This window comes from Oleiagrimonas sp. MCCC 1A03011, assembly GCF_003267965.1.
GTDB lineage: Bacteria > Pseudomonadota > Gammaproteobacteria > Xanthomonadales > Rhodanobacteraceae > Oleiagrimonas > Oleiagrimonas citrea.
The window spans coordinates 133,655-156,056 of sequence record NZ_MSPY01000001.1; the positions used below are offsets into that span (position 1 = coordinate 133,655).

The 22,402-nt window shown below is 65.4% G+C and carries 20 protein-coding genes; 10 read left to right on the plus strand and 10 right to left on the minus strand.

The features are described 5' to 3' along the window. Nucleotides 1-20 precede the first annotated feature (20 nt). From BTJ49_RS00605 to BTJ49_RS00645, 9 genes are all read right to left on the minus strand, one after another. Nucleotides 21-1,184 (minus strand): Fic family protein, encoded by a 1,164-nt coding sequence (locus BTJ49_RS00605; RefSeq protein ID WP_113063441.1) that lies wholly within the window; start codon nt 1,182-1,184, stop codon nt 21-23. 152 nt (nt 1,185-1,336) lie between these two features. Further along, entirely contained in the window at nt 1,337-2,629 is a 1,293-nt protein-coding gene (locus BTJ49_RS00610) for an adenylosuccinate synthase (RefSeq protein WP_113063442.1), read from the minus strand. A 267-nt stretch (nt 2,630-2,896) separates the two neighbouring features. After that, nucleotides 2,897-3,082, minus strand: a complete 186-nt coding sequence (locus BTJ49_RS00615; RefSeq protein WP_113063443.1) for a DUF2065 family protein — start codon at nt 3,080-3,082, stop codon at nt 2,897-2,899. A gap of 13 nt (nt 3,083-3,095) precedes the next feature. After that, the gene (gene hflC, locus BTJ49_RS00620; RefSeq protein ID WP_113063444.1) at nt 3,096-3,965 is read right to left on the minus strand and encodes a protease modulator HflC; all 870 of its coding nucleotides are present in this window, start codon (nt 3,963-3,965) and stop codon (nt 3,096-3,098) included. Continuing rightward, the gene (gene hflK, locus BTJ49_RS00625; protein WP_113063445.1) at nt 3,962-5,044 is read right to left on the minus strand and encodes an FtsH protease activity modulator HflK; all 1,083 of its coding nucleotides are present in this window, start codon (nt 5,042-5,044) and stop codon (nt 3,962-3,964) included. Before hflK ends, hflC begins: the two co-directional genes overlap by 4 nt. A gap of 190 nt (nt 5,045-5,234) precedes the next feature. Then, entirely contained in the window at nt 5,235-6,545 is a 1,311-nt protein-coding gene (gene hflX / locus BTJ49_RS00630; protein WP_113063446.1) for a ribosome rescue GTPase HflX, read from the minus strand. A gap of 126 nt (nt 6,546-6,671) precedes the next feature. Beyond that, on the minus strand, nt 6,672-6,932 hold the full coding sequence (gene hfq / locus BTJ49_RS00635; protein ID WP_113063447.1) for an RNA chaperone Hfq: 261 nt from the start codon (nt 6,930-6,932) through the stop codon (nt 6,672-6,674). 454 nt (nt 6,933-7,386) lie between these two features. Continuing rightward, nucleotides 7,387-8,346, minus strand: coding sequence for a tRNA (adenosine(37)-N6)-dimethylallyltransferase MiaA (gene miaA / locus BTJ49_RS00640; RefSeq protein WP_205300812.1), 960 nt, complete (start codon nt 8,344-8,346; stop codon nt 7,387-7,389). Between the two features lie 79 nt (nt 8,347-8,425). After that, nucleotides 8,426-10,552: a S46 family peptidase gene (locus BTJ49_RS00645; RefSeq protein WP_240601675.1), complete on the minus strand. Its 2,127-nt coding sequence runs from the start codon at nt 10,550-10,552 to the stop codon at nt 8,426-8,428. Between the two features lie 239 nt (nt 10,553-10,791). On the opposite strand from BTJ49_RS00645, the gene tdh reads away from it, so the two are divergent. The 3 genes from tdh (at nt 10,792) to BTJ49_RS00660 (ending at nt 13,926) form a co-directional block, all read left to right on the plus strand. After that, nucleotides 10,792-11,814 (plus strand): L-threonine 3-dehydrogenase, encoded by a 1,023-nt coding sequence (gene tdh, locus BTJ49_RS00650; protein WP_113063450.1) that lies wholly within the window; start codon nt 10,792-10,794, stop codon nt 11,812-11,814. A 233-nt stretch (nt 11,815-12,047) separates the two neighbouring features. Then, a complete protein-coding gene (gene kbl, locus BTJ49_RS00655; protein WP_113063451.1) occupies nt 12,048-13,247 on the plus strand; it encodes a glycine C-acetyltransferase in 1,200 nt (399 codons plus the stop codon). A 202-nt stretch (nt 13,248-13,449) separates the two neighbouring features. Next, nucleotides 13,450-13,926, plus strand: coding sequence for a YbaK/EbsC family protein (locus BTJ49_RS00660; protein ID WP_113063452.1), 477 nt, complete (start codon nt 13,450-13,452; stop codon nt 13,924-13,926). 127 nt (nt 13,927-14,053) lie between these two features. Here BTJ49_RS00660 and BTJ49_RS00665 read toward each other — a convergent pair whose 3' ends face one another. Continuing rightward, nucleotides 14,054-15,409 (minus strand): DUF2254 domain-containing protein, encoded by a 1,356-nt coding sequence (locus tag BTJ49_RS00665; RefSeq protein WP_168184617.1) that lies wholly within the window; start codon nt 15,407-15,409, stop codon nt 14,054-14,056. A 180-nt stretch (nt 15,410-15,589) separates the two neighbouring features. On the opposite strand from BTJ49_RS00665, the gene BTJ49_RS00670 reads away from it, so the two are divergent. From BTJ49_RS00670 to BTJ49_RS00700, 7 genes are read left to right on the plus strand one after another with little or no spacing between them, the layout of a single operon-like run. Continuing rightward, entirely contained in the window at nt 15,590-16,549 is a 960-nt protein-coding gene (locus BTJ49_RS00670) for a fatty acid desaturase (protein ID WP_240151677.1), read from the plus strand. Beyond that, nucleotides 16,546-17,796, plus strand: a complete 1,251-nt coding sequence (locus BTJ49_RS00675) for an FAD-dependent oxidoreductase (protein WP_113063454.1) — start codon at nt 16,546-16,548, stop codon at nt 17,794-17,796. The genes BTJ49_RS00670 and BTJ49_RS00675 overlap by 4 nt, the downstream gene beginning before the upstream one ends. Beyond that, complete coding sequence (locus BTJ49_RS00680; protein ID WP_240601676.1) at nt 17,793-18,638, plus strand: DUF1365 domain-containing protein; 846 nt, start codon at nt 17,793-17,795, stop codon at nt 18,636-18,638. Before BTJ49_RS00675 ends, BTJ49_RS00680 begins: the two co-directional genes overlap by 4 nt. 10 nt (nt 18,639-18,648) lie before the next feature. Further along, complete coding sequence (locus tag BTJ49_RS00685) at nt 18,649-19,929, plus strand: cyclopropane-fatty-acyl-phospholipid synthase family protein (protein ID WP_206098357.1); 1,281 nt, start codon at nt 18,649-18,651, stop codon at nt 19,927-19,929. Beyond that, nucleotides 19,926-20,468: a DUF2878 domain-containing protein gene (locus BTJ49_RS00690; RefSeq protein ID WP_168184618.1), complete on the plus strand. Its 543-nt coding sequence runs from the start codon at nt 19,926-19,928 to the stop codon at nt 20,466-20,468. Before BTJ49_RS00685 ends, BTJ49_RS00690 begins: the two co-directional genes overlap by 4 nt. Then, nucleotides 20,461-21,258 carry a DUF1295 domain-containing protein gene (locus BTJ49_RS00695; protein WP_113063457.1) on the plus strand — a complete coding sequence of 266 codons (798 nt, stop codon included), beginning with the start codon at nt 20,461-20,463 and terminating at the stop codon, nt 21,256-21,258. Before BTJ49_RS00690 ends, BTJ49_RS00695 begins: the two co-directional genes overlap by 8 nt. An 8-nt stretch (nt 21,259-21,266) precedes the next feature. Continuing rightward, a complete protein-coding gene (locus tag BTJ49_RS00700) occupies nt 21,267-22,334 on the plus strand; it encodes a cyclopropane-fatty-acyl-phospholipid synthase family protein (protein WP_240151700.1) in 1,068 nt (355 codons plus the stop codon). Nucleotides 22,335-22,402: the final 68 nt, after the last annotated feature.

Here is a 22,402-nt window from a genome sequence, read left to right on the forward strand (position 1 = left end):
ACTGAAACGGTCTATCGACCTTAAAGCGGTTCGGTCCCCTCATTGAGCAACGCAAGGTAGCGGTCATATGCGTATACGCGGTCGCGCTGTCGCCCCGTAAGTTCACGTACGATCCCAAGTTCCGATAGCGTCTCGATGGCCTTCGAAGCGGTGGGATAAGATACCCCAGTCGTTGCCTCTAGATCTCTGATGGTGGCAATAGGCCGCGAGCAAAGCGCGTTGAAGATGCGCAAGGTATTGGCCGCACTTCGCCCCAGGTCCTGGAGACGATTCCTGTCCTCTTGAAACAGAGCTAGCAGGCGATGCGCGGTTTCCACAGCGCCTCCTGCGGTCTGCGTAACACCTTCGAGAAAGAACTCCAGCCAAGCCTCCCAATCGCCTTCCTGACGGACCCGGTCAAGCAATCGATAATACTCCGCACGGTGCTGTTTGAAGTACAGGCTCAAGTACAACAGCGGCTGGCGGAGCACTTTTGCATCGTGGAGCATGAGCGCTATCAGCAGTCGCCCAACGCGACCGTTACCATCCAGAAACGGATGAATCGTCTCGAACTGCACATGGGTCAAGGCCGCATTGATCAAGTCAGGAAACGGCTTGGGGTCGCTATGAATGAAACGCTCAAGGGACGCCATGCAATCGGCCAGATCTGCCGGCGGTGGCGGCACGTAGTGCGCGTTGCCAGGTCGCGTACCTCCGATCCAGTTCTGTGTTTGCCGAAATTCACCTGGGAGCTTGTCAACACCTCGCCCACGCGCCAGCAGCTTTTCGTGCATTTCGCGCAACAGTCGATTTGAGATCGGGAAGCCTTCACGGAGGCGATTCATCCCATGCTCAAGTGCCGCTACGTAGTTGGACACTTCGACGACATCGTCGAATGGCACGCCTGGCGCTTCATCAAGCTCGAATAACAGCAAGTCCGATAGCGAGGACTGCGTACCTTCGATCTGCGATGAGAGCACGGCCTCTCGACGCACGTAGGCGTACAAGAAGAGGTCGGGATCAGGAAGCAAGGCTGAGACACCATCAAGCCGCCCGCATGCAAGTAGTGCTTGCTCTAGAAGTCGCTGACGCTCTCCGCTGAGATCAAGTGGAGGCTCCGGAGGAAGCGGGTTGGGCACAAAAGCTCGGACAGCCTCTTCAGCGGTTCGAGTAACCTCGTAACGCCCCGTAAGCCCTCTTTCCACAGCATGCCTCCTTGTTAAAGCGTCCTTGAATAGCGCCCCACACTATTAAATATTAGCGCCACTAATTTAATAAAGCTCGACACTACCTTGCAGATGGCGTAATGAAAAGCCCCGACTGAGCGGGGCCTTTTCTATCACTTTGAGTTCCCCACTCACGCAAACGGATCTTCCAACACAATCGTGTCATCACGATCGGCACCGGTGGCGACGAGGGCGAGGCGGCAGTGGGAGAGTTCCTCAATGGCGCGCAGGTAGGCGCGCGCAGCCGCCGGCAGCTTGTTCCACTCGCGGACACCCGAAGTCGGCTGGTCCCAGCCGGGGAATTCCAGGTAGACCGGCTTGCACTCTTCCCAGCCGTCGGCGTCGAGGGGCGCCAGCTCGCGGCGTTTGCCGCGGTATTCGTAGGCGATGCAGACCTTGATGGTCTCCAGGCCGTCGAGCACGTCCAACTTGGTGATGGCCAGGCCGTTGATGGCGTTGATCTGCACGGCGCGCTGCAGGGCGACGAGGTCGATCCAGCCGCAGCGGCGGGGGCGGCCGGTGCTGGCGCCGAATTCGTTGCCGGCTTTGGCGATGTAGGCGCCGATGTCGTCGTGCAGCTCGGTCGGGAACGGACCGCTACCCACGCGCGTGGCGTAGGCCTTGCAGATGCCCAGCACGTAGTCGATGTCGCACGCGCCGACGCCGGTGCCGGCGAGCGCGCCGCCGACGGTGGTGTTGGACGAGGTGACGTACGGATAGGTGCCGTGGTCGATGTCCAGCAGCGCGCCCTGTGCGCCTTCGTACAGGATGTTGCCGCCTTCGGCGCGCACGTCGTGCAGCACGGTGGCGACGTCGTCGACCATGGGACGGATGTATTCGCCCCAGGACAGCGCGGCGTCCAGGACTTCCTTCTCGTCGACCGGCTCGGCCTTCAGCCACTGGGTCAGGACGAAGTTGTAGTACTCGACGGCGGTCTTGATCTTCTCCGGCAGCTCGTGCGGGTACATCAGATCGGCGACGCGGATGGAACGGCGCGCGACCTTGTCCTCGTAGGCCGGACCGATGCCGCGACCGGTGGTGCCGATGGCCTTGCCGCCGGCGGCCTTCTCGCGAGCCTGATCCAGGGCGATGTGGTACGGCATGATCAGCGGCGTGGCCGGGCTGATCTTCAAGCGCGAGCGGACTTCGACGCCGTTGGATTCCAGTTCGGCGATCTCGCTCTTCAGCGCGGCTGGCGACAACACCACGCCGTTGCCGATGAGGCAGGTCACGCCTTCACGCAGAATGCCCGACGGGATCAGGTGCAGAACGGTCTTCTTGCCGTCGATGACCAGCGTGTGGCCGGCGTTGTGACCGCCCTGGAAGCGGGCCACGGCGCCGACGCGCTCGGTCAGCAGATCGACGATCTTGCCCTTGCCCTCGTCGCCCCACTGCGCGCCCAGGATTACGACTGACTTGCCCATCTCGATGTTCTCGCTTTGACTGGAAGTGCCCGTACCGGGCGGTTTCAGATTGAGTTTCACGGTTGGCGGACGGCGTCCGCCCTACGTTGCGTTGTGGTCTGATCCTGGAGTCGCGGGGTCCCGGCCTTCGCCGGGATGACGAACTTCGGATCTTGCGTTGGAACGGACATCGCGCGAGCGCAGGACAAGCATGGAGCAGGCTCGATCATGTCGCGATGCGGTTGCCGGGATGCCCATCCTGTCTTCTCCGTTGCCGGTCAACGACGCTTAAAACACGAACCGCAGCGTGATGACGCCGATAGCGAGGGCCGCGGCGCCGATCAGGCGCAGGGTCTTCGGTTCCATCTCCGCGGCCTGGCGCGCCATGCGCTGCCAGGCCTGCGGGGCCGCGAACAGCACCAGCCCCTCGAACACGAGCACCAGGCACAGCGCGGCGTAGAAATCCTTCGGCATGACGACGGGCCGGTCAGCGCTTGTTGCCGTCCTGATTGTCGAAGAAGCGCATGAAGTTGGAATCGGACTTCAGCACCAACACGCCCTTACCGTTGGCGAACGCGTGGCGATAGGCCTGCAGGCTGCGGTAGAAGTCGTAGAACTTCGGGTCCTGGCTGTAGGTCTTGGCGTAGATCTGCGCGGCCGTCGCGTCACCCTCGCCGCGTACCTTGGCGGCATCACGGTGAGCATCGGCGATCAACACCTGACGCTGACGGTCGGCGTCGGCGCGGATCTTTTCGCCGGCTTCCTTACCGGTCGAACGCAGTTCGTTGGCCAGCTTGGTGCGCTCGGCGCGCATGCGCTTGTAAACCGAGTCACTGACTTCGCTGGGCAGATCGATCTGCTTGATGCGCACGTCCACGACCTCGATGCCCAGCGACTTGCGCGTGGACTTGTCGGCCAGTTCGCGCACGCGCTTGGTGATGTCCTTGCGGCCGCCGGAGATGAGTTCGTCCAGCGGGCGCGCGTTGACCTCGAAGCGCAGCGCGTCCTTGATGATCGGCGACAGACGCTGACGCGCCTGGGTCAGGTCGCCGGCGGTGGCCAGATAGTACGTGGTGTTCTTGGCGATGCGCCATTTCACGTAGAAGTCGACCTTGACGCTCTTCTTCTCCAGCGTGAAGTAGCGCTCGGGCTGCGCGTCCAGGGTCTGGATGCGCGCGTCGAAGCGCATGACCTGCTGCACGAACGGCCACTTGAAGTGCAGGCCCGGCTGGTCGTTGGTGCGCTCGATGCGGCCGAACTGCAGGACGATGGCGGTCTGTCCCTCACGCACGACGAAGGCCGAACTCCACACGCCCAGGACAATGAGAATGGCGACGATGGCGCTTGCGATCTTCACTGGCCACCTCCCGTGGTCGAGCTGGACTGGACCGCCGCGCCCTTCACGGCGTCGGACGGCTGCGAACCGTTCTTGGACTTGCCGAACAGCTTGTCCACCGGCAGATAGATCATGTTGCGACCGTTGCTGCCGTCGAAGACCTTCGGATTGTTGGCCAGCACGCTTTCCATGGTCTCCAGCCACAAGCGTTCGCGCGTGACCTGCGGCGCGGCGCGATACTGCGCCAGCAGCAGCTTGAAGCGCTCGGTGTCGCCGGTGGCACGGGCGATGCGCTCAGCCTTGTAGCCGGCCGCTTCGGCCGCGATGCGCGCGGCGGCGCCACGTGCGACCGGGACCACCTGGCTGGCGTAGGCCTGCGCTTCGTTCTCGATGCGCTGCTTGTCCTCGCGCGCCTTGTTGACGTCGTCGAAGGCATCGCGCACCTGATCCGGCGGCGACACGTTCTGGAAGCTGACTTCGGTCACGACGATGCCGCAGTGGTAACCGTCCAGCGTGCTCTGCAGCGCTTCACGGGTCTTGGCGACCAGTTCCGCGCCCTGCCCCGACAGCAGCGTGTCCATGTTGTTGTTGCCGACCACCGAACGCACGGCGGCCTCGGCGGCCTCCTTCAGCGTCTCGTCCGGGTCGGTCATGGAGAACAGGAACTTGCGCGCGTCCGAAACCTGGTACTGCACGTTGAAATCGACCGAGACGATGTTCTCGTCGTTGGTCAGCATGGTGGCCCGGTCGGAAACCGAACGCACCTGCGTCGTGAAGACCTTGCTGACATGCTCGATCGGCGCCGGCAACTTCAAATGGAAGCCCGGCGGCAGCGTGCGCGAGTACTGGCCGAAGCGCAGCACCACGCCGACCTGACGTGCGTCGATGACGGTGTAGCTGGACAGCACCACCCAGGCCAGCAGCAGCGCCACGATGATGGTGAACAATCCGCCGCCGCCGCGACCGAACCGGCCGAAGCGTGCACGCAGCTGTTTGAGGAATTTCTCGAAATCGGGGCCGTTGCCGCCATTGCCGCCAGAGCCGTTGTTGCGGCCCCAGGGATCGCGCTGCTTTCCGCCACCAGGTTCATTCCAGGCCATGGGTCAGGCGTCTCCTGCGGGCAGCCGGTGGGTCGGCGCATTGCGTCCACGCCGGCTGCTTGTCATGAAGGGTTCGTGCATCGCTGCGAAGGGTCGAATCCGGCACCCGCGATCAATGCGGCACGCCGGGAATACGAAACGATGCAAATGGTAGCAGATCGAGGCCGTGCAAGCCCCTGCCCCGGCGGGTTCAGACCGGCTCCTGCGGCGGCGCGATCGCCGCCTGCAAGGCACGCGCGGCCTCGTCGCCGGAACCGGCCAGCGGTGCCAGCACACTGCGCGGCGCGTCGAGGCGCAGCTGCCAGCCGTCGGCGTCGACGTGCTCTTCGGCGATGGCGCCGAGCGCGGTCAGGCGTGCGTGCATGCGGCCGGCGCTGAGCGGCAATTGCAGCTCGACGCGAACACGCTCGCCGCCGAGCCGCTCGCCCAGCGCCTGGCGCAGCAAGTCCAGGCCCTGTCCCGTCACCGCCGACAGCGACACCTGCTGCGGCACACCCTCGCCGTCGCGCTGGATCGACGGTTCGGCATCGGTCAGGTCGATCTTGTTCATCACCCGCAACTGCGGCACATCGCCGGCGCCGATTTCCGCCAGCACCTCGTTGACCACCTGCGCCAGCAGTTCACGCTCGTCGTCGGCGGCATCGCTGACGTGCAGCAGCAGATCGGCGTCGCGCGCCTCCGACAGCGTGGCGCGGAAGGCGGCGACCAGGTCATGCGGCAGCTCGCGGATGAAGCCGACGGTGTCGGCGATCACGGCCGGTCCGCAGGACAGGTCCTCGATGCGGCGCACGGTCGGATCCAGCGTGGCGAACAGCTGATCGGCCGCGTACACGCCACCGGTGGTGATGACGTTGAACAGCGTGGACTTACCGGCATTGGTGTAACCGACCAGCGCCACGCGCGGCACCGTGTTGCGCAAGCGCGCACGGCGCTGCTGCTCACGCTGCGTGTTCACCTTCGCCAGACGCTGGGTCAGCATCTTGACCCGCGCGGCAAGCAGACGGCGGTCGGTTTCCAGCTGCGTCTCGCCGGGGCCGCGGTTGCCGATGGCGCCGCCGCGCTGGGTATCCAGATGTGTCCAGCCGCGCACCAGGCGCGTGGCCAGGTGCTTGAGCTGAGCCAACTCGACTTCCAGCTTGCCTTCGTGCGAGCGCGCGCGCTGGGCGAAGATGTCCAGAATCAGGCCCGCACGATCGACCACGCGTGCCTTCAGATGCGCTTCGAGGTTGCGTTCCTGCACCGGCGTCAGCGTGTGGTCGACCAGCACGAGATCGGCTTCGACGCCGCACACGATCTCGGCCAGTTCGTCGGCCTTGCCGGAACCGATGTAGAACTTCGGGTTCGGACGGTCGACGCGCGCGTCGAGCCGCGCCAGCACTTCGGCGCCGGCCGAACTCACCAGTTCGACGAATTCGTCGGCGCGACTGGCGCTGTCGACGTCGCCGCGGCCATGCGGCAGGACGACGACGGCGCGCTCGCCTTTTTTCTCACGTTCAAACAGAGGCGTTCACCCTGAGGATGCGTGCCGCGATGCGGAATGCATCGACGGCGGGACGCATAGTGTAACGCCGGCGCCCCGCGACGGAGGCGGATCGAGCCGCGAAGCGCCCCGCGCAGGGGCCGCGGTTCAGGCTTCGGCGGATTCCGCCTGCTGGTTGTTCTGCGCGCCATGGTCGTCCAGACGCACATTGCGGCTGGGCACAACCGTGGAAATGGCGTGCTTGTACACCATCTGGCTGACCTGATTGCGCAGCAGAACGACGAACTGATCGAAGGATTCGATCGTGCCTTGCAGCTTGATGCCGTTGACCAGGTACACGGCGACCGGAACGCGCTCGCGGCGCAGGGCGTTCAGGAACGGGTCTTGCAAGGATTGTCCCTTGGACATTGTTGTTATCTCCCCTCGCCTCGCTGCGCGCAGACGCGCGCAAGGCATGATGCAGGCAACCGGCGAAATGGCATGCCGAACCGTTCCGGCAGCCCCGATCGCAACCCGCCCGTTCCGTTCGGCTTCCTCGCCGGACGAAACAGGCACTGACGGGAATCTTAAACCCCTGCCGTTTTCGCGCAAGCACGTATTCGGCATAAATGAACGCGGCCGTTCGCTATAGAGCTTTCAGAACTCACCAGGGCGGGCGAAGCATGTTCTGGAAGGGGCGAAAGGTGATGCGCAACGCGCGCTGCGCAGGCGACTTCGCGTGACGTGCAGAGCCATGTCCGGGCATCCCGGGCCACGCCGAAGCTTCCGATGCAGAGGTGACACGGACGGCTCGCAGGTCGACGGCGCATCCAAGACGATGACCGCGACGAACGGCGCGGCACAGAAGGAAGAGACTTCGGGGCTAGCCCGTCCCGGCATGCGCGAGGAATCTGTGCACGGAACGGCGCGCTTCCGCGAGTACATCCTGCCGGTCCGGGTCCAGGCAACGCGCGTCGAATTCGCGGCGCAGCCAGGTGGTCTGCCGCTTGGCCAGCTGACGTGTGGCGAAGACGATGCGTTCGGCCAGCTCCTCGCGCGGCAGCTCGCTGTCCAGATACTGCCAGGTCTGCCGGTAACCGACGGCGCGGATGGCCGGCAGTTCCGGCTGCAGATCGCCGCGAGCGCGCAGGCACCGGACTTCCTCGATCAGGCCTGCTTCGAGCATGCCGTCCACGCGTGCCGCAATGCGCGCATGCAGCCGTGTACGGTCGACCGGCAGCAGCGCCAGTTTCAGCACGCGCCACGGAAAATGCGGCGCGGACGGTCCCTGCTGCAGGGTGCTCAGCGGCTGGCCGCTGAGTTCGATGACCTCCAGCGCGCGCGACAGGCGCTGTGCGTCCTGCGGGCCGATGCGCGCCGCCGCCTGTGGATCGAGCGCGCGCAAGCGCGCATGCAACGCCGGCCAGCCTTCGCGCTCGGCCTCGGCCTGCAGGCGCGCGCGAATCCCGGGATCGGCCTCCGGCAGCGGCGACAGCCCGTGCTGCAGGGCGCGGAAATACAGGCCCGTGCCGCCGACCAGCAGCGGCACCCGACCCTGCTCCGTTGCCTCGCGCATGGCCAGCAGCGCATCCTCGCGGAAGTCCGCCGCCGAATACGGCTGCGCCGGGTCGCGAATGTCGATCAGCGCGTGCGGATAGCGGCGCAGCGTGGCCGCGTCCGGCTTGGCGCTGCCGATATCCAGCCCGCGGTAGACCAGCGCCGAATCGACGCTGATCAGGGACAGCGGAAACTCGTCGCTCAGCGCACAGGCAAGATCGGTCTTGCCGGTGGCGGTTGGCCCCATCAGGAAAATGGCAAGCGGGCGGGTATCGGTCGCGGACATGCGCGGCATTGTAGGCAATGCGGACACAAAAAACGGGCGACGCACGCGCCGCCCGCTCTCCTGTCGCCGAAGGATCGCGTCAGCGCCGGGCTGGCACGCCCATCTCCTTCAGCAGATTGTCGGCATGATCGAGGTGGTGCATCACCCACAGCATGTAGCGCACATCGACGTGGATCGAGCGCGTCAGCTTCGGGTTGAACAACCAGTCGGAGCTGACCGACTCCCAGTTGCCATCGAACAACAGCCCCACCAGTTCGCCGTTCGCATCCAGCGTCGGTGAGCCGGAATTGCCGCCGGTGGTGTCGACGTTGGTCAGGAAGTCGACCGGCAGCGAGCCGATCCGCTTCGAGGCGTAGCCGTCGTAGGCCTTGGCGCGGATGGCCTCCAGTTCGGCCTTGGGCGCGTTGAAGGGTTTCTCGCCGGTGTCCTTCTGCAGGATGCCTTCAGCCGTGGTGAACGGCAGGTACTCGACCGCGTCTCTCGGGCTGTAGCCGCGCACGGTGCCGAAGGTGACGCGCAACGAGCTGTTGGCGTCGGGATAGATCGGCCGACCCTCAGCGCGGTTCCAGGCCAGCATCGCCTCCATATAACGCGGACGCAGCGTCTGGAACTGACCGCCAATGGCCTTTTCCTCCTGCTCACGCTGCTTGAGCTCCGGCATCAGAGCGCGCGCCAGGGCGATCATCGCATCGTCGCTGGCCGCGATCTGCTTGGCATCGGCACCGAACCACTTCAAACGGCCCTTGGTGGTGGTCAGCGACGTGCCGGCATACAGCGCCGCAGCTTTCTTCTCCAGCGCGGCCGGATCGCGGGCGCCGTCCAGCCAGGCATCGAGTGCCTTCATGCGCTGGTCGGCGGGCAGCTTCACGTAGCGCTGCAGGCCGTAGACCAGCATCTGCCGATCCACGCCCGGATCCATCCGTCGCGCCATCTGTTCCAGACGGCCCTTGATACGCGGCTCGTCGCGCTTCTGCAGGCCCTGCTCGCGCTCCAGATCGGGCTTGCCGCGTTCGTCGGCCAGGCGCACCAACTGAATGGCCGTGCCGAGCAGGCCGCGCGTCGCCAGCGACGTGTCCAGATTGCGCTCGCGGTTCGCACGCTGCGCGGCAATCAGAGTGCGCAGCTTGGCGATGTCGGCAGTCAGGGCACGGTTCTCGGCACTCGGATGCGCATTCAGCCACTGCATCAGCCCCGCCTCTCGCGCACGCTTGACCTCGACGGCATGCGCCTTGGTCAAGCCGGCCAGCTGACCTTCGAAGTTCTTGAGGCCGTTGTTGATGCTGGCCACCCTGCCCGCGTATTTCACCGCGACCTTGGGATCCGCCTTGCCGGCCTTCTCGATGATGCCCAGCAGATCGCCGTAGACCTTCTGCAACGTCGGATAGCGCCAGTCGATCGCGTCCGCCACTTCCTCGGCCAGGCGATAGCGGTTCGTGCGGCCCGGATACCCGACCACCATGGCGAAGTCGCCAGCCTCCAATCCCTTCGGATTGACCTTCAACCAGTGCTTGGGCATGTACGGCACGTTGTCTTTGCTATAAGCCGCGGAACGCCCATCCGGCGCAACGTAGGCACGCAGGTAGCTGAAGTCGCCGGTGTGGCGCGGCCACATCCAGTTGTCGACGTCGCCGCCATACTTGCCGATGGATTCCGGCGGCGCATAGACCAGACGCACGTCCTTGATCTCGCGCTGCTTGATCAGCTGGTAGCGGTAGCCGCCATAGAAACTGTAGACATCGCAGCGGAAGTCCTCGCTGGTCTCGCACTGCTTGACCAGGGTTTTCTCGGCGGTGTCGATGGCGTTGTAGCGGTCCAGTGGCGTCATGTCCGGCTGGATCGCCGCCTTGATGTCGCCGGTGACGTCGCGAATGCTCTCGGTGACGTAGATGTGCAGATTCGGACCGCCCGGCAACTCGGCCGCCTTGGTTCCGGCCAGAAAGCCGTCCTCGATCAGATTCTTCTTGTCGGTGGAGTTGTACTGCAGCGCACCGTAGCCGCAATGGTGGTTGGTCACGATCAGGCCCTGCGGCGACACGAACGAGCCGGTGCAGAAACCCAGGCTCACCACCGCGCCCATGGGATACGCCGTGAGGTCGGTCAACGTCTTCGGGTCCAGCTTCAGGCCTTCGGCCTTCAGCGTCTTGGCCAGCTTCGGCAGCTGCGAAGGTTGCCACATGCCCTCGTCGGCACGGGCGGCTTGGGTCATGCCTAGGCTCGCGGTCAGCGCGGCCGCAATCAACAGTCGTCGCACAACATTCTCCTGGTGTTCGCGCCCCCTCACGGGACGCTTTCCTGGGCGGATCTTCCGCCCGGATCACCGCTTATGCCCGAAAGTCGACGCAATGACAACCTGAATAAAGTCATGCACTTACATCAACAGCCTGGGGATTGCGCGACCCCTTATAATGGCCGCTTACGCAGGAGGTTTTTTGCATGTCACAGACGATGAAGGCGCTGGTCAAGCGCGAGGCGGCCGAAGGCATCTGGATGGAACAGGTGCCGCTGCCCGAGATCGGCCCGAACGAAGTATTGGTGAAGGTGGAGAAGACCGCGATCTGCGGTACCGACCTGCACATCTACAAGTGGGACGAGTGGGCGCAGCGCACGATCAAGCCGGGCTTGGTGATCGGTCACGAATTCGTCGGTCGCATCGTCGACATGGGGCCCGGCGTGACCGGCTACGAGGTCGGCCAGCGCGTGTCGGCCGAAGGCCACATCGTCTGCGGCCACTGCCGCAACTGCCGCGCCGGACGCCAGCACCTGTGCCCGCACACCATCGGCATCGGCGTGAACCGCAACGGCGCGTTCGCCGAATACGTGGCCGTGCCGGCCTCGAATCTGTGGCCGATTCCGGACCCGATCTCGTCCGAGCTGGCCGCATTTTTCGACCCCTACGGCAACGCCGCGCACTGTGCGCTGGAGTTCGACCTGGTCGGCGAGGACGTGCTGATCACCGGCGCCGGCCCCATCGGCATCATCGCCGCCGGCATCGCCAAGCATGTCGGCGCGCGCAACGTGGTCGTCACCGACGTCAACGACTACCGTCTGAAGCTGGCCGCCGACATGGGCGCGACGCGCGTGGTCAACGTATCCAAGGCGCGCTTGAAGGACGCGGTCGCCGATCTGCACATGGACGGCTTCGACGTCGGCATGGAGATGAGCGGCAACCCGCACGCCTTCAACGACATGCTCGAATGCATGTACCACGGCGGCAAGATCGCCCTGCTCGGCCTGCTGCCCCAGGGCGCGGGCGTGGACTGGGACAAGATCATCTTCAAGGGCCTGACCCTGCACGGCATCTACGGCCGCCGCATGTACGAGACCTGGTACAAGATGACGCAGATGGTGCTGACCGGCTTCCCGCTGCAGAAGGTGCTGACGCACCAGATCGGCATCGACGACTTCCAGAACGGCTTCGACCTGATGGCGGCGGGCAACTGCGGCAAGGTCGTGTGTTCTTGGACGTGACACCCGTACCTACGCACACCCCATCGGGACGTCATCCCTGCGGACGCCGGACAAGCGCGCAGCGCGCAGAACGGCCGCAGGACGGCCCCGGAGGGGCGAGCGCAGCGAGTAACCCAGCGACTTCCACGCAGCATCGAAAAGACGCTGGGTTCCTGCTTTCGCAGGAATGACGATCCTGTGTGTCACTCGCACCAACGCCTTTTTTCGCCATACTGGAGCACGGGAGACCCGACATGGCCTACACCATCCGCGAACGCCTGAAGACCGAACTCGAAAGCATCCGCAACGACGGTCTGTACAAGGACGAGCGCATCATCACCTCGCCGCAGTCGTCGGAGATCACCCTCGCGGACGGCCGCAAGGTGCTCAACTTCTGCGCCAACAACTACCTGGGCCTGGCCGACAACGCCGAGGTCATCGCCGCCGCCAAGGAGGCGCTGGACACGCACGGCTTCGGCATGGCCTCGGTCCGCTTCATCTGCGGCACGCAGGACCTGCACAAGCAGCTGGAAGCGAAGATCGCCGAGTTCTTCGGCACCGACGATGCCATCCTGTACGCGGCCTGCTTCGATGCCAACGGAGGTCTGTTCGAGCCGCTGCTCGGCCCCGAGGACGCGATCATCTCCGACGCGCTCAATCACGCCTCGATCATCGACGGCGTGCGCCTGTGCAAGGCCAAGCGCTTCCGCTACGCCAACTCCGACATGGCCGACCTGGAAGCCCAGCTCAAGGCCGCCGACGAGGCCCGCTGCAAGGCCAAGCTGATCACCACTGACGGCGCGTTCTCGATGGACGGCTACGTCGCCAAGCTGGATGAGATCACCGCCCTGGCCGAGAAATACGGCGCGCTGGTGCACATCGACGAATGCCACTGCACCGGCTTCCTCGGCAAGACCGGTCGCGGCTCGGCCGAGGTGCACGGCGTGATGGACAAGATCGATATCTTCACCGGCACCCTGGGCAAATCGCTGGGTGGCGCGGTCGGCGGCTTCACAACCGGCCGCCAGGAGATCATCGACATGCTGCGCCAGCGCTCGCGTCCGTATCTGTTCTCCAACTCGCTGCCGCCGCATGTGGTGGCAGCGGGCATCAAGGTGTTCGAGATGCTCGACGCCGCCGGCGACCTGCGCGAGAAGCTGGTCGAGAACACGGCCTACTTCCGCCAGCGCATGGAAGAAGCCGGCTTCGAGATCAAGCCGGGCAACCACCCGATCGTGCCGGTGATGATCCACGACGCGCCCAAGGCGCAGGCCATGGCCAACGCGCTGCTCGACGAGGGCATCTATGTCACCGGCTTCTTCTTCCCGGTGGTGCCGAAGGGCCAGGCGCGCATCCGCACGCAGATGAGCGCGGCGCACACCCGCGAACAGCTGGACAAGGCCATCGACGCGTTCACCCGCGTCGGCCGCTCGCTGGGCGTGATCGGCGGCTGAACCTCCGCCGCCCGCGGCATTCACGAACGCCGCGGGCGGGAGTAAGCTGGAACGCAGACCGGCTTCCCACACGAAGCCGGTCTGGAGTCGCGCCGCAGGGGCGACGAAGGCGCGGTTCCCCGTCGCGGGCAGGGAACGCGCCGCGTGTGCCGGCAACCCGGCCGCGCCCAGCGGAACGGCGCGATCCCGAGGAGGCAGCGCCATGAGCGAGACAAGACTCCATCATCTTCTGCACGAGCAGCACGTCCCCTACGAAGTCATCCATCACACCCGTGCGATCACCGCGCAGGAAGTCGCCGCCAGCACCCACATCCGTGGCGACATGCTGGCCAAGACCGTCATGGTGAAACTGGACGGCCGTCTGGCCATGGTGGTGCTGCCGGCGGCGCACCGCGTACCGCTGGGTCACCTGCGACACCTCACCGACGCGTCACGGGTCGAACTGGCGACCGAGACCGACTTCCGCGACCGCTTCCCGGATTGCGAAGTCGGTGCGATGCCGCCGTTCGGTCATCTGTATGACATGGATGTGTACCTCGAAGAACGTCTGGCCGGGAACGAGGAGATCGCCTTCAACGACGGCACGCACACCGACCTGGTGCGCATGCCCTACGTCGAATTCGAGCGTCTGGCCAAGCCGCGACACGTGCACCTGTCCAACGCATCGCCCCGCATGTAGCCGCAGGTCCCGGCATTCAGCGCAACCCGAAGAGAGGCGGTATCGCCGGGAAAGCACGGGCCAGGACATGATCGCGCGCACCACGGTACGACGTGGCCGGACCGACGCGGGTTGCACCTGGCCGGGGTCATTCGCCGGCCGGCTTGCCCTCTGCGTGTGATTCGGTATCGCCTTCGAGCCGTTCGCGCAACGTATCCAGCAGCTTGCGCAGCGGTTCGGCATCGTGATCCCAGCGGACGGTGTCGTGCATCATGGCCTCGATGGCTTCGACCTGACGCAAGATCGGCTTGCGCGCCTTGTGCGCGCCCACGCTGGCCGACAGCGCCAGCAGCACTTCCAGCAGACGACGCAGGATCGCCACGTTGCTCGATGCGTTCTGACGGATCTGATCGAACCCCAGCGCGATGAAGTCGCCCAGTTGCGGTGCCTGCGTGATGACGCGGATGCAACCGTCGCGCACGCGCATCTGCGCGGGCAACCGACGCTCGGCCATGCGCAGCAGCATCACGCCGATCCAGTTCACACACATCACGCCCGTGGTGGTCTCGTTGACGCCGGGCGACAGCGCCTTCAAAGCCACATCGACCAGCTGACGCAGACCGTAGCCGGGATCGTTCGCCAACGTGCGCTGATCGCCAAACGACCAGACCGCGCGCATGGCATCGATGCGCTCGTCCTCGACCGGCTCCGGCGTCACCAGTTCAGCCAGCGCCTCGCCTTCGGCAACGAACTCACCGGCGTTGCGGTACACGCGAATCCATCCTTTGCACGCTTCGGCCCGCTCCGCCAGCGCAGCGTAGGAAACCCCCGTGAGATAACCGCTGCGGTGTGCACGCAGCGTACTTCGATGCTCCCCCTGCGGACGCTCCAGATCGACATTGTCCTGCTCCGGCGGCGCGAACCGTTCGGGAAAATGGTGATCGATCGAGGGCAACGCGTCGCGCGCGATGGCTGCGACGACATTGGTGGCCTGCAACCCGATGGCGATGTGGTGGATGAAATAGATCAGGATGCCGATGGCGAAAAAGGCCAGCACCATCGCCATCAGCAGCGCCAGCGCCGGTGCATGCGCGGCGTCGCTGGCGCTGGACAGTGAACGCAGCACCAGCATGCAGTAGATGAAGATGCCCAGAAAGCTGCCCAGCACCGTCTGGTTGCCGCGATCGCCGATGAAATTGCGCAGCACGCGCGAGGTGTACTGACCCGCGGCCAGAGTGAAGGCGGCGATGGTGATCGAGAACACCACGCCGGCGATGGTGATGATCGAGGTACCGATCATCTGCAGGATCGCGGTGGCGCCGCGGATGCGCACGTCCATCACCGCGTTGACCCCCGCACCGTAGTGCTTCCACCACTCGGGCGGCAGCGCCGCGTCGGCCGCCAGCAGCGCGTAGGCCAACACCACGGACGCCAGCACGATCAGCGTCGGCACGAACCACAGGCTGGTCCGCAGGGTATCCAGCCACAGGCGAATGCGATTCATCGCGTCTCCTCGTTGCGGTTGCATCGCGCTCTCGACGGCAGCCGCCGGAGCTCGCGGGACCCGCCCAGTCTACATACCCGAAACAAGGTCGAAAAAAACCGGCGCATCGGCGTTTTCTGCTGCATCCGATCCGCTTCGCCCTGCGTATCTCTCCACAGACCCGTCACACGGAACCGATTCATGCCCTCCACCGCCCGTCCCGACCGCATGCACCAACGCCTGTGGACCGCGATCCGCCTGTGGTTCGACACCGGCGCGCAAGTCGACGAACACGACGCCAACGCCGACCGCATCGACTGGGCGCGGGTCGTGCCCTTCATCGGCATGCACCTGGCCTGCCTGGGCGTGTTCTACGTCGGGGTGTCGGCCTTCGCGCTGTGGACGGCGCTGGCGCTCTACCTGATCCGCATGTTCGCGATCACTGCCTTCTACCACCGCTACTTCTCGCACCGTGCCTTTCGCGCCCCGCGCTGGCTGCAGTTCGTGTTCGCCGTGATCGGTGCCAGCGCCGTGCAGCGCGGACCGCTGTGGTGGGCGGCGCACCATCGCAATCACCATCGCCATTCCGATGAGCCGGCCGACCTGCACTCGCCGGTGCAGCGCGGCTTTCTCTGGAGCCACATGGGCTGGTTCCTGACCCGGCGCGGTTTCGTCACCGATTGGTCGGTGATCCCCGATCTGGCGAAATATCCGGAGCTGCGCTGGATCGACCGCTTCGACATCGTGGTGCCGGTCGCCCTCGCCGCCGGCCTGTTCTTCCTGGGTGACTGGCTGCACGCCGCGCACCCGGCGCTGGGCGTGACCGGTGGCCAGTTGCTGGTGTGGGGCTTCTTCGTCTCCACCGTCGCCCTGTTCCACGCCTCGGTGACGATCAACTCGCTGGCGCACCGCTTCGGTTCGCGTCGTTTCGCCACCCGCGACAACAGCCGCAACAATCTCTGGCTGGCCCTGCTGACCATGGGCGAAGGCTGGCACAACAACCATCACCACTTCCCGGGCTCGGCGCGCCAGGGATTCCGCTGGTGGGAGATCGACGCGACCTACTACGGCCTGCGCCTGATGGCCGCGTTCGGACTGATCCGCGCGCTCAAGCCGGTCCCAGTCGGGCTGCGTCGTCCGCACGGGAAGCCTCGCGCATGAGGTCGCGCATCGCCGTCATCGGATCGGGCATCGCCGGGCTGGCCAGCGCCTGGCTGCTGTCGCGCGAACACGACGTCGTGCTGTACGAAGCCGCCGACCGGCTCGGCGGCCACACGCATACCCACGACATCGAGATCGACGGCCGCAGCTACGCCATCGACAGCGGATTCATCGTCTACAACCCCACGCACTACACGCTGCTGTGCCGGATGTTCGAGGAACTCGGCGTCGCCGGCCAGCCGACCACGATGAGCTTCGCCGTGCACGACGAGCGCAGCGGTCTGGAATACAACGCCACCAGCGTCAACAAACTGTTCTGCCAGCGCCGCAACCTTTTCTCGCCGCGCTTTCACGGCATGGTCCGCGACATCCTGCGCTTCTACCGCGAAGCGCCCGCCTTGCTGCAGCAGGACGGTCCGGGTCCGACGCTGGGCGAGTATCTCGGCGCGCAAGGATACGGCGACGCCTTTCGCGACCAGCACATCGTGCCCATGGCCAGCGCGCTGTGGTCCTCGCCGGAAGCGAAGGTGCTGTCGTTCCCGGCTGCCTATCTGGTCCGCTTCATGGCCAACCATCACATGCTGCAGGTCGATGGACGCCCGCCCTGGCGCGTGGTCCGGGGCGGTTCGAGTCGCTATATCGACGCGCTCCGCGCACGCTGGAGCGTACAGGAACGCATCGGCTGCCCGGTCGATCGCGTCGAACGCGCCCGCGATGGCGTGCGTGTGCACAGCGCTGCCGGCGACGATCATTTCGATCAGGTGGTACTGGCCTGCCACAGCGATCAGGCCCTGGCGCTGCTCGGCGACCCCAGCGCCGAGGAACGCGAGATCCTCGGTGCGATCCCGTGGCAGGACAACGATACGGTCCTGCACACCGACATCGCTGTGCTGCCGCGTCGGCGCGCAGCCTGGGCGGCCTGGAACGCCTTGATTCCCGAGCATTCCGGTGCGGCCTGCACCGTCAGCTACTGCATGAACCATCTGCAGTCGATCGACGCGCCGCATACATTCTGCGTCTCGCTCAACTGCAGCGACCGCATCGACCCGGACCGGGTACTGGCGCGAATGCGCTATCAGCATCCGGTCTACACCCACGAGAGCGTCGCCGCGCAACAGCGCAAGGCGGAAATCCAGGGCCGCCGCAACACGTGGTTCGCCGGTGCCTGGTGGGGCTGGGGCTTCCACGAGGACGGCATGCGCAGCGCGGTCGAGGTCGCCAACGGACTGGGAGTGCACTGGCCGTGAACACGATGCAGCGTGAGCGTCTCGACTCGACCGCCCCGCGACACATCCCGCGCGGAACGGCTCCTGCGGCCGATGCCGAACCACTCGCCAGCGGCATCTACGAAGGCTGGGTGCGGCACCGTCGGCACGCGCCGCGACCGCACGCATTCCGCTATCGCGTGGCGATGCTGTACATCGACCTAGCCGAACTCGACGACCTGTTCGAGGACCGTTGGCTGTGGTCCGTGGAAGGCACCAACGTCGCTGCCTTCCGCCGCTCGGACTATATGGGACCGACCGATCTATCCCTGGACGAAGCCGTGCGCCGGCGCGTCGCCGAGTCGACTGGCGCGCGCCCCGAAGGACCGATTCGATTGCTGACCCACCTGCGTTACTTCGGCGTCATCTTCAACCCAGTCAGTTTCTACTACTGCTATGCCGCGGACGGCGTCACGCTGGAAACCATCGTCGCCGAAATCACCAACACGCCCTGGAAGGAACGTCACGCCTACGTGCTGCCGATGGAGCACGCGCAGCGAAGCGCGCGCGCCGCGCACTGGCACTTCCCGAAGACCTTCCATGTCTCGCCGTTCATGGCCATGCAACGCGACTACGCCTGGCGCTTCACCGCACCCAGCCGCCACCTCGCAGTACACATGGACGTCCTGAACGGCACACAGCGGGAATTCGACGCAACGCTCGTGCTACACCGGCGCCCGCTGAACCGGGTCGGACTGGCGCGGGTCCTGCTGCGCTATCCGCTGATGACGCTGAAAGTGATTGCCGCGATTCACTGGCAGGCACTGCGCCTGTTCCTGAAACGCACCCCCGTCTACGACCATCCCCGCAAACAAGGGAGCTGAAGCCATGGACATGCGAATCGACCAAGCCTACTCGGAACAGTCCCGCCCCTTCACCGGCCTGGAGAAAATGCTCCGCGCACGCCTGCTGAAGCAGATGGCGCAGCTCACGGACTGCCGGCTGACGCTGCGCGACCCACTCGGCGAGGAAACACTGGGGCAACCTGCCGCCGTTCCCGAGCACACCCTGCACGCGTCCATCCGCGTGCGCGATCCGGCGTTCTACCGTCACCTCGCCAGCCACGGCAGCGTCGGTGCGGGCGAGGCCTGGATCGATGGCCTGTGGCAATGCGACGACCTGGTCGCGCTGGTACGCATTCTGGTGCGCAACCGCGATATCCTCGATGCGATGGAAACCGGCATGGCACGTCTCGGCGGTCTCGCCATGCGCGCCTGGCACGCCCTGCGCCGCAACACGCGCGGTGGCAGCAAGCGCAACATCGCCGCGCACTACGACCTCGGCAATCCGTTGTTCGAACTGTTCCTCGATCCGTCACTGATGTATTCCTCGGCCATCTACGCCGATCCGCGCGAATCGCTGGACATCGCCGCCACGCGCAAGCTCGAACGCATCTGCCGCAAGTTGGACCTGAAGGCCGACGATCACGTGGTCGAGATCGGCACCGGATGGGGCGGGTTCGCTATTCACGCCGCCTCGCGCTATGGCTGCCGGGTGACCACCACGACGATCTCGCAGGAACAGTACGATCTGGCCCGGCAGCGGATCGCGCACGCCGGTCTGCAGGACCGCGTCACGGTGCTGCTCGAGGACTACCGCGACCTCGAAGGCCGCTACGACAAGCTGGTCTCCATCGAGATGATCGAGGCCATCGGCCACCAGTATCTGGGCACCTATTTCCGCACCGTCGCCAACCTGCTCAAGCACGATGGCGCGGCACTGATCCAGGCCATCACCATCGAAGACCATCGCTACCGGCAGGCGCTGAACGCGGTCGACTTCATCAAGCGCTACATTTTCCCGGGCAGCTTCATTCCGTGCGTCAGCGCGATGCTGCAGTCGGCGGCGCAGAGCAGCGACCTGCGTCTGTTCAACCTGGAAGACATCGGCCCGAGTTACGCACTGACCCTGCGTGCCTGGCGCGAGCGTTTCCTCGAACGCCTGCCGGACGTGCGCGAACTGGGCTACGACGAACAATTCGTGCGCATGTGGGAGTTCTATCTGGCCTATTGCGAAGGCGGATTCCTGGAACGTTCCATCGGCGACGTGCAGATGCTGTTCACGCGGCCGGGCAACCGACGCGCCTCCTGGCTGCCCGACCTGGAGTCCGCGTGAACATCTGGCTCAACGTTGTCGGATACCAGATCGTCTGGTTCATCGCCGTATGGGGTGCCGGACGCGGTCTGTGGTGGCCCGCGGCGCTGGCGATGCTGCCCTTCGCCGCGATGGTGCTGCGGGATCCGGAACGGCGCAGCGACCTGCAACTGATGGCTCTGGTGGTGCCGCTGGGCTGCGCCATGGATTCGCTGATGGCCGCCAGCGGCCTGCTGCACTACGCCGCGCCGGTGCCGTCGCCGCACCTGGCTCCGCTGTGGATCGCGGCCATCTGGTGCAGCTTCGCACTGACCCTGCGACATACCTTCCGCTTCCTGTTCCGACGCCCGGTGCTGAGCGCGCTGTTCGGCGGCATCGGCGGACCGCTGGCCTACCTGGCCGCCGCGCGCGGCTGGCAGGCCGTGCAATTCGGTGAAGGTCCGCTCCCCGGCCTGATCGCTCTGGCCGTGATGTGGGCCTTCGCCCTGCCCCTGATGCTGCGGCTAGCGCAGCGCATCGAGACACGCGCAACTACTGATTCCGGAGTCCGCCATGCCTGATCTTCCGCTGTGGGCACAACCTCTGCTGGTGTTCGCCACCACCGCCGTGCTGATGCTGCTGGCCTGGCTGCGTCAACGCGTCACGCGCAATGCCGGCATCGTCGATGTGGTCTGGGCCGGCACCATGGCCGCCAGCGCGGCCTGGTACGCCGCTGTCGGCAGCGGCTCGATGATCGCGCGCCTGGCCGTGCTGATCCTGGGCGGCCTTTGGGGCGCACGTCTGTTCGTGTACCTGTTCCGGCGCGTCCACAGCGAACCGGAAGACGGCCGCTACGCCTACCTGCGCGACTACTGGAACGACGCCCAGGGCAAGTTCCTGGCCTTCTTCATGGCCCAGGCCGGGTTCACCACCCTGCTTTCGCTGCCGTTCCTGGCGGCGGCGAACCACGTCCAGCCGCTACCGCGCTGGGCCCTGGTCCTGGCCGTCGCGATCTGGCTGGTCAGCGTCGGCGGTGAAGCGCTGGCCGACCGCCAGCTGGCGCGCTTCCGCGCCGATCCGGCGCATCGCGGCAAGACCTGTCGCGCCGGCCTGTGGCGCTACTCGCGCCACCCCAACTATTTCTTCGAATGGACCCACTGGTTCGCCTACCCGCTACTGGCCATCGGTTCGCCGATCGGCTGGCTGGCCTGGAGCGGCCCCGTGCTGATGCTGATCTTTCTGTACCGCCTCACCGGCATTCCCTACACCGAGGCGCAGGCCCTGCGCAGCCGCGGCGACGACTACCGCGACTATCAACGCAGCACCAGCGCCTTCATTCCCTGGCCACCCAAGGAGGACGCCCACTCATGAGCGACAGCATGGCTTTGACCTCATCGAACCACCGCATGCCGCGCGAACGCGGGCTGATCGGACTGGCCGAACGCGGCCTGGTTCCGGACAGCCTGCTCCGGCTCGGCATCCGCCGACTGTGCGCGCAACGCCTGCGCGAAGAACAGGAAGGCGGCGTCGAACTGCAGTGGCAGCATTTCAACGATCTGTTGAACGAGCTGCGCAAGAGTCCGTTGGCGATTCATACCGACGCCGCCAACGAACAGCACTACGAACTGCCGCCGGCCTTCTTTCGCGAATGCCTCGGACCGCGCCTGAAATACTCCAGCTGCTATTTCCCCTGGGGCAACGAATCGCTGGAAGAAGGCGAGAACGCGATGCTCGAGCTGTACGGCGAACGCGCCGAACTCGAGGATGGCCTGGACATCCTGGAACTCGGCTGCGGCTGGGGTTCGCTGACGCTGTGGATGGCCGAGCGCTATCCGCGCGCCCGCATCACTGCGGTCTCCAATTCTGGGCTGCAGCGCCGCCACATCGAAGCGCAGTGCCGCGAACGCGGTCTGGACAACGTTCGCGTCATCACCGACGACGTCAATCGCCTGGAACTGGACGCCGACGCCTTTGACCGCGTGGTGTCGATCGAGATGTTCGAGCACATGCGCAACTACGAGCACCTGCTGCGCAACATCGGCACCTGGCTGCGCAGTGGTGGCAAGCTGTTTGTGCACATCTTCTGCCATCGCGAGCTGATGTACCCGTTCGAGACCGAGGGCGGAGACAACTGGATGGGCCGGCACTTCTTCACCGGCGGCCTGATGCCCGCAGCCGATACCCTGCTGCATTTCCAGCAGCATCTGACGCTGCAGCGGCAATGGCGGCTTTCCGGCCGGCACTACGCGCGCACGGCCAACCTCTGGCTGGCCAATCAGGACGCGCGCCGGGAACGGGTACTTGAAGTGCTGAGCGAAGCCTACGGCGAGGACGCCCGCCTGTGGCATCAGCGCTGGCGGATCTTCTGGATGGCCTGCGCCGAACTGTTCGGCTACGAGCAGGGACAGCAGTGGCTGGTCGGACACTATCGCTTCGTGCGGCCCTGAAGCACGCGCGACTCCGTCACAACGAGGCCCGAAAAGCCCGGCGCATGCCGGGCTTTTCGCATGGATTC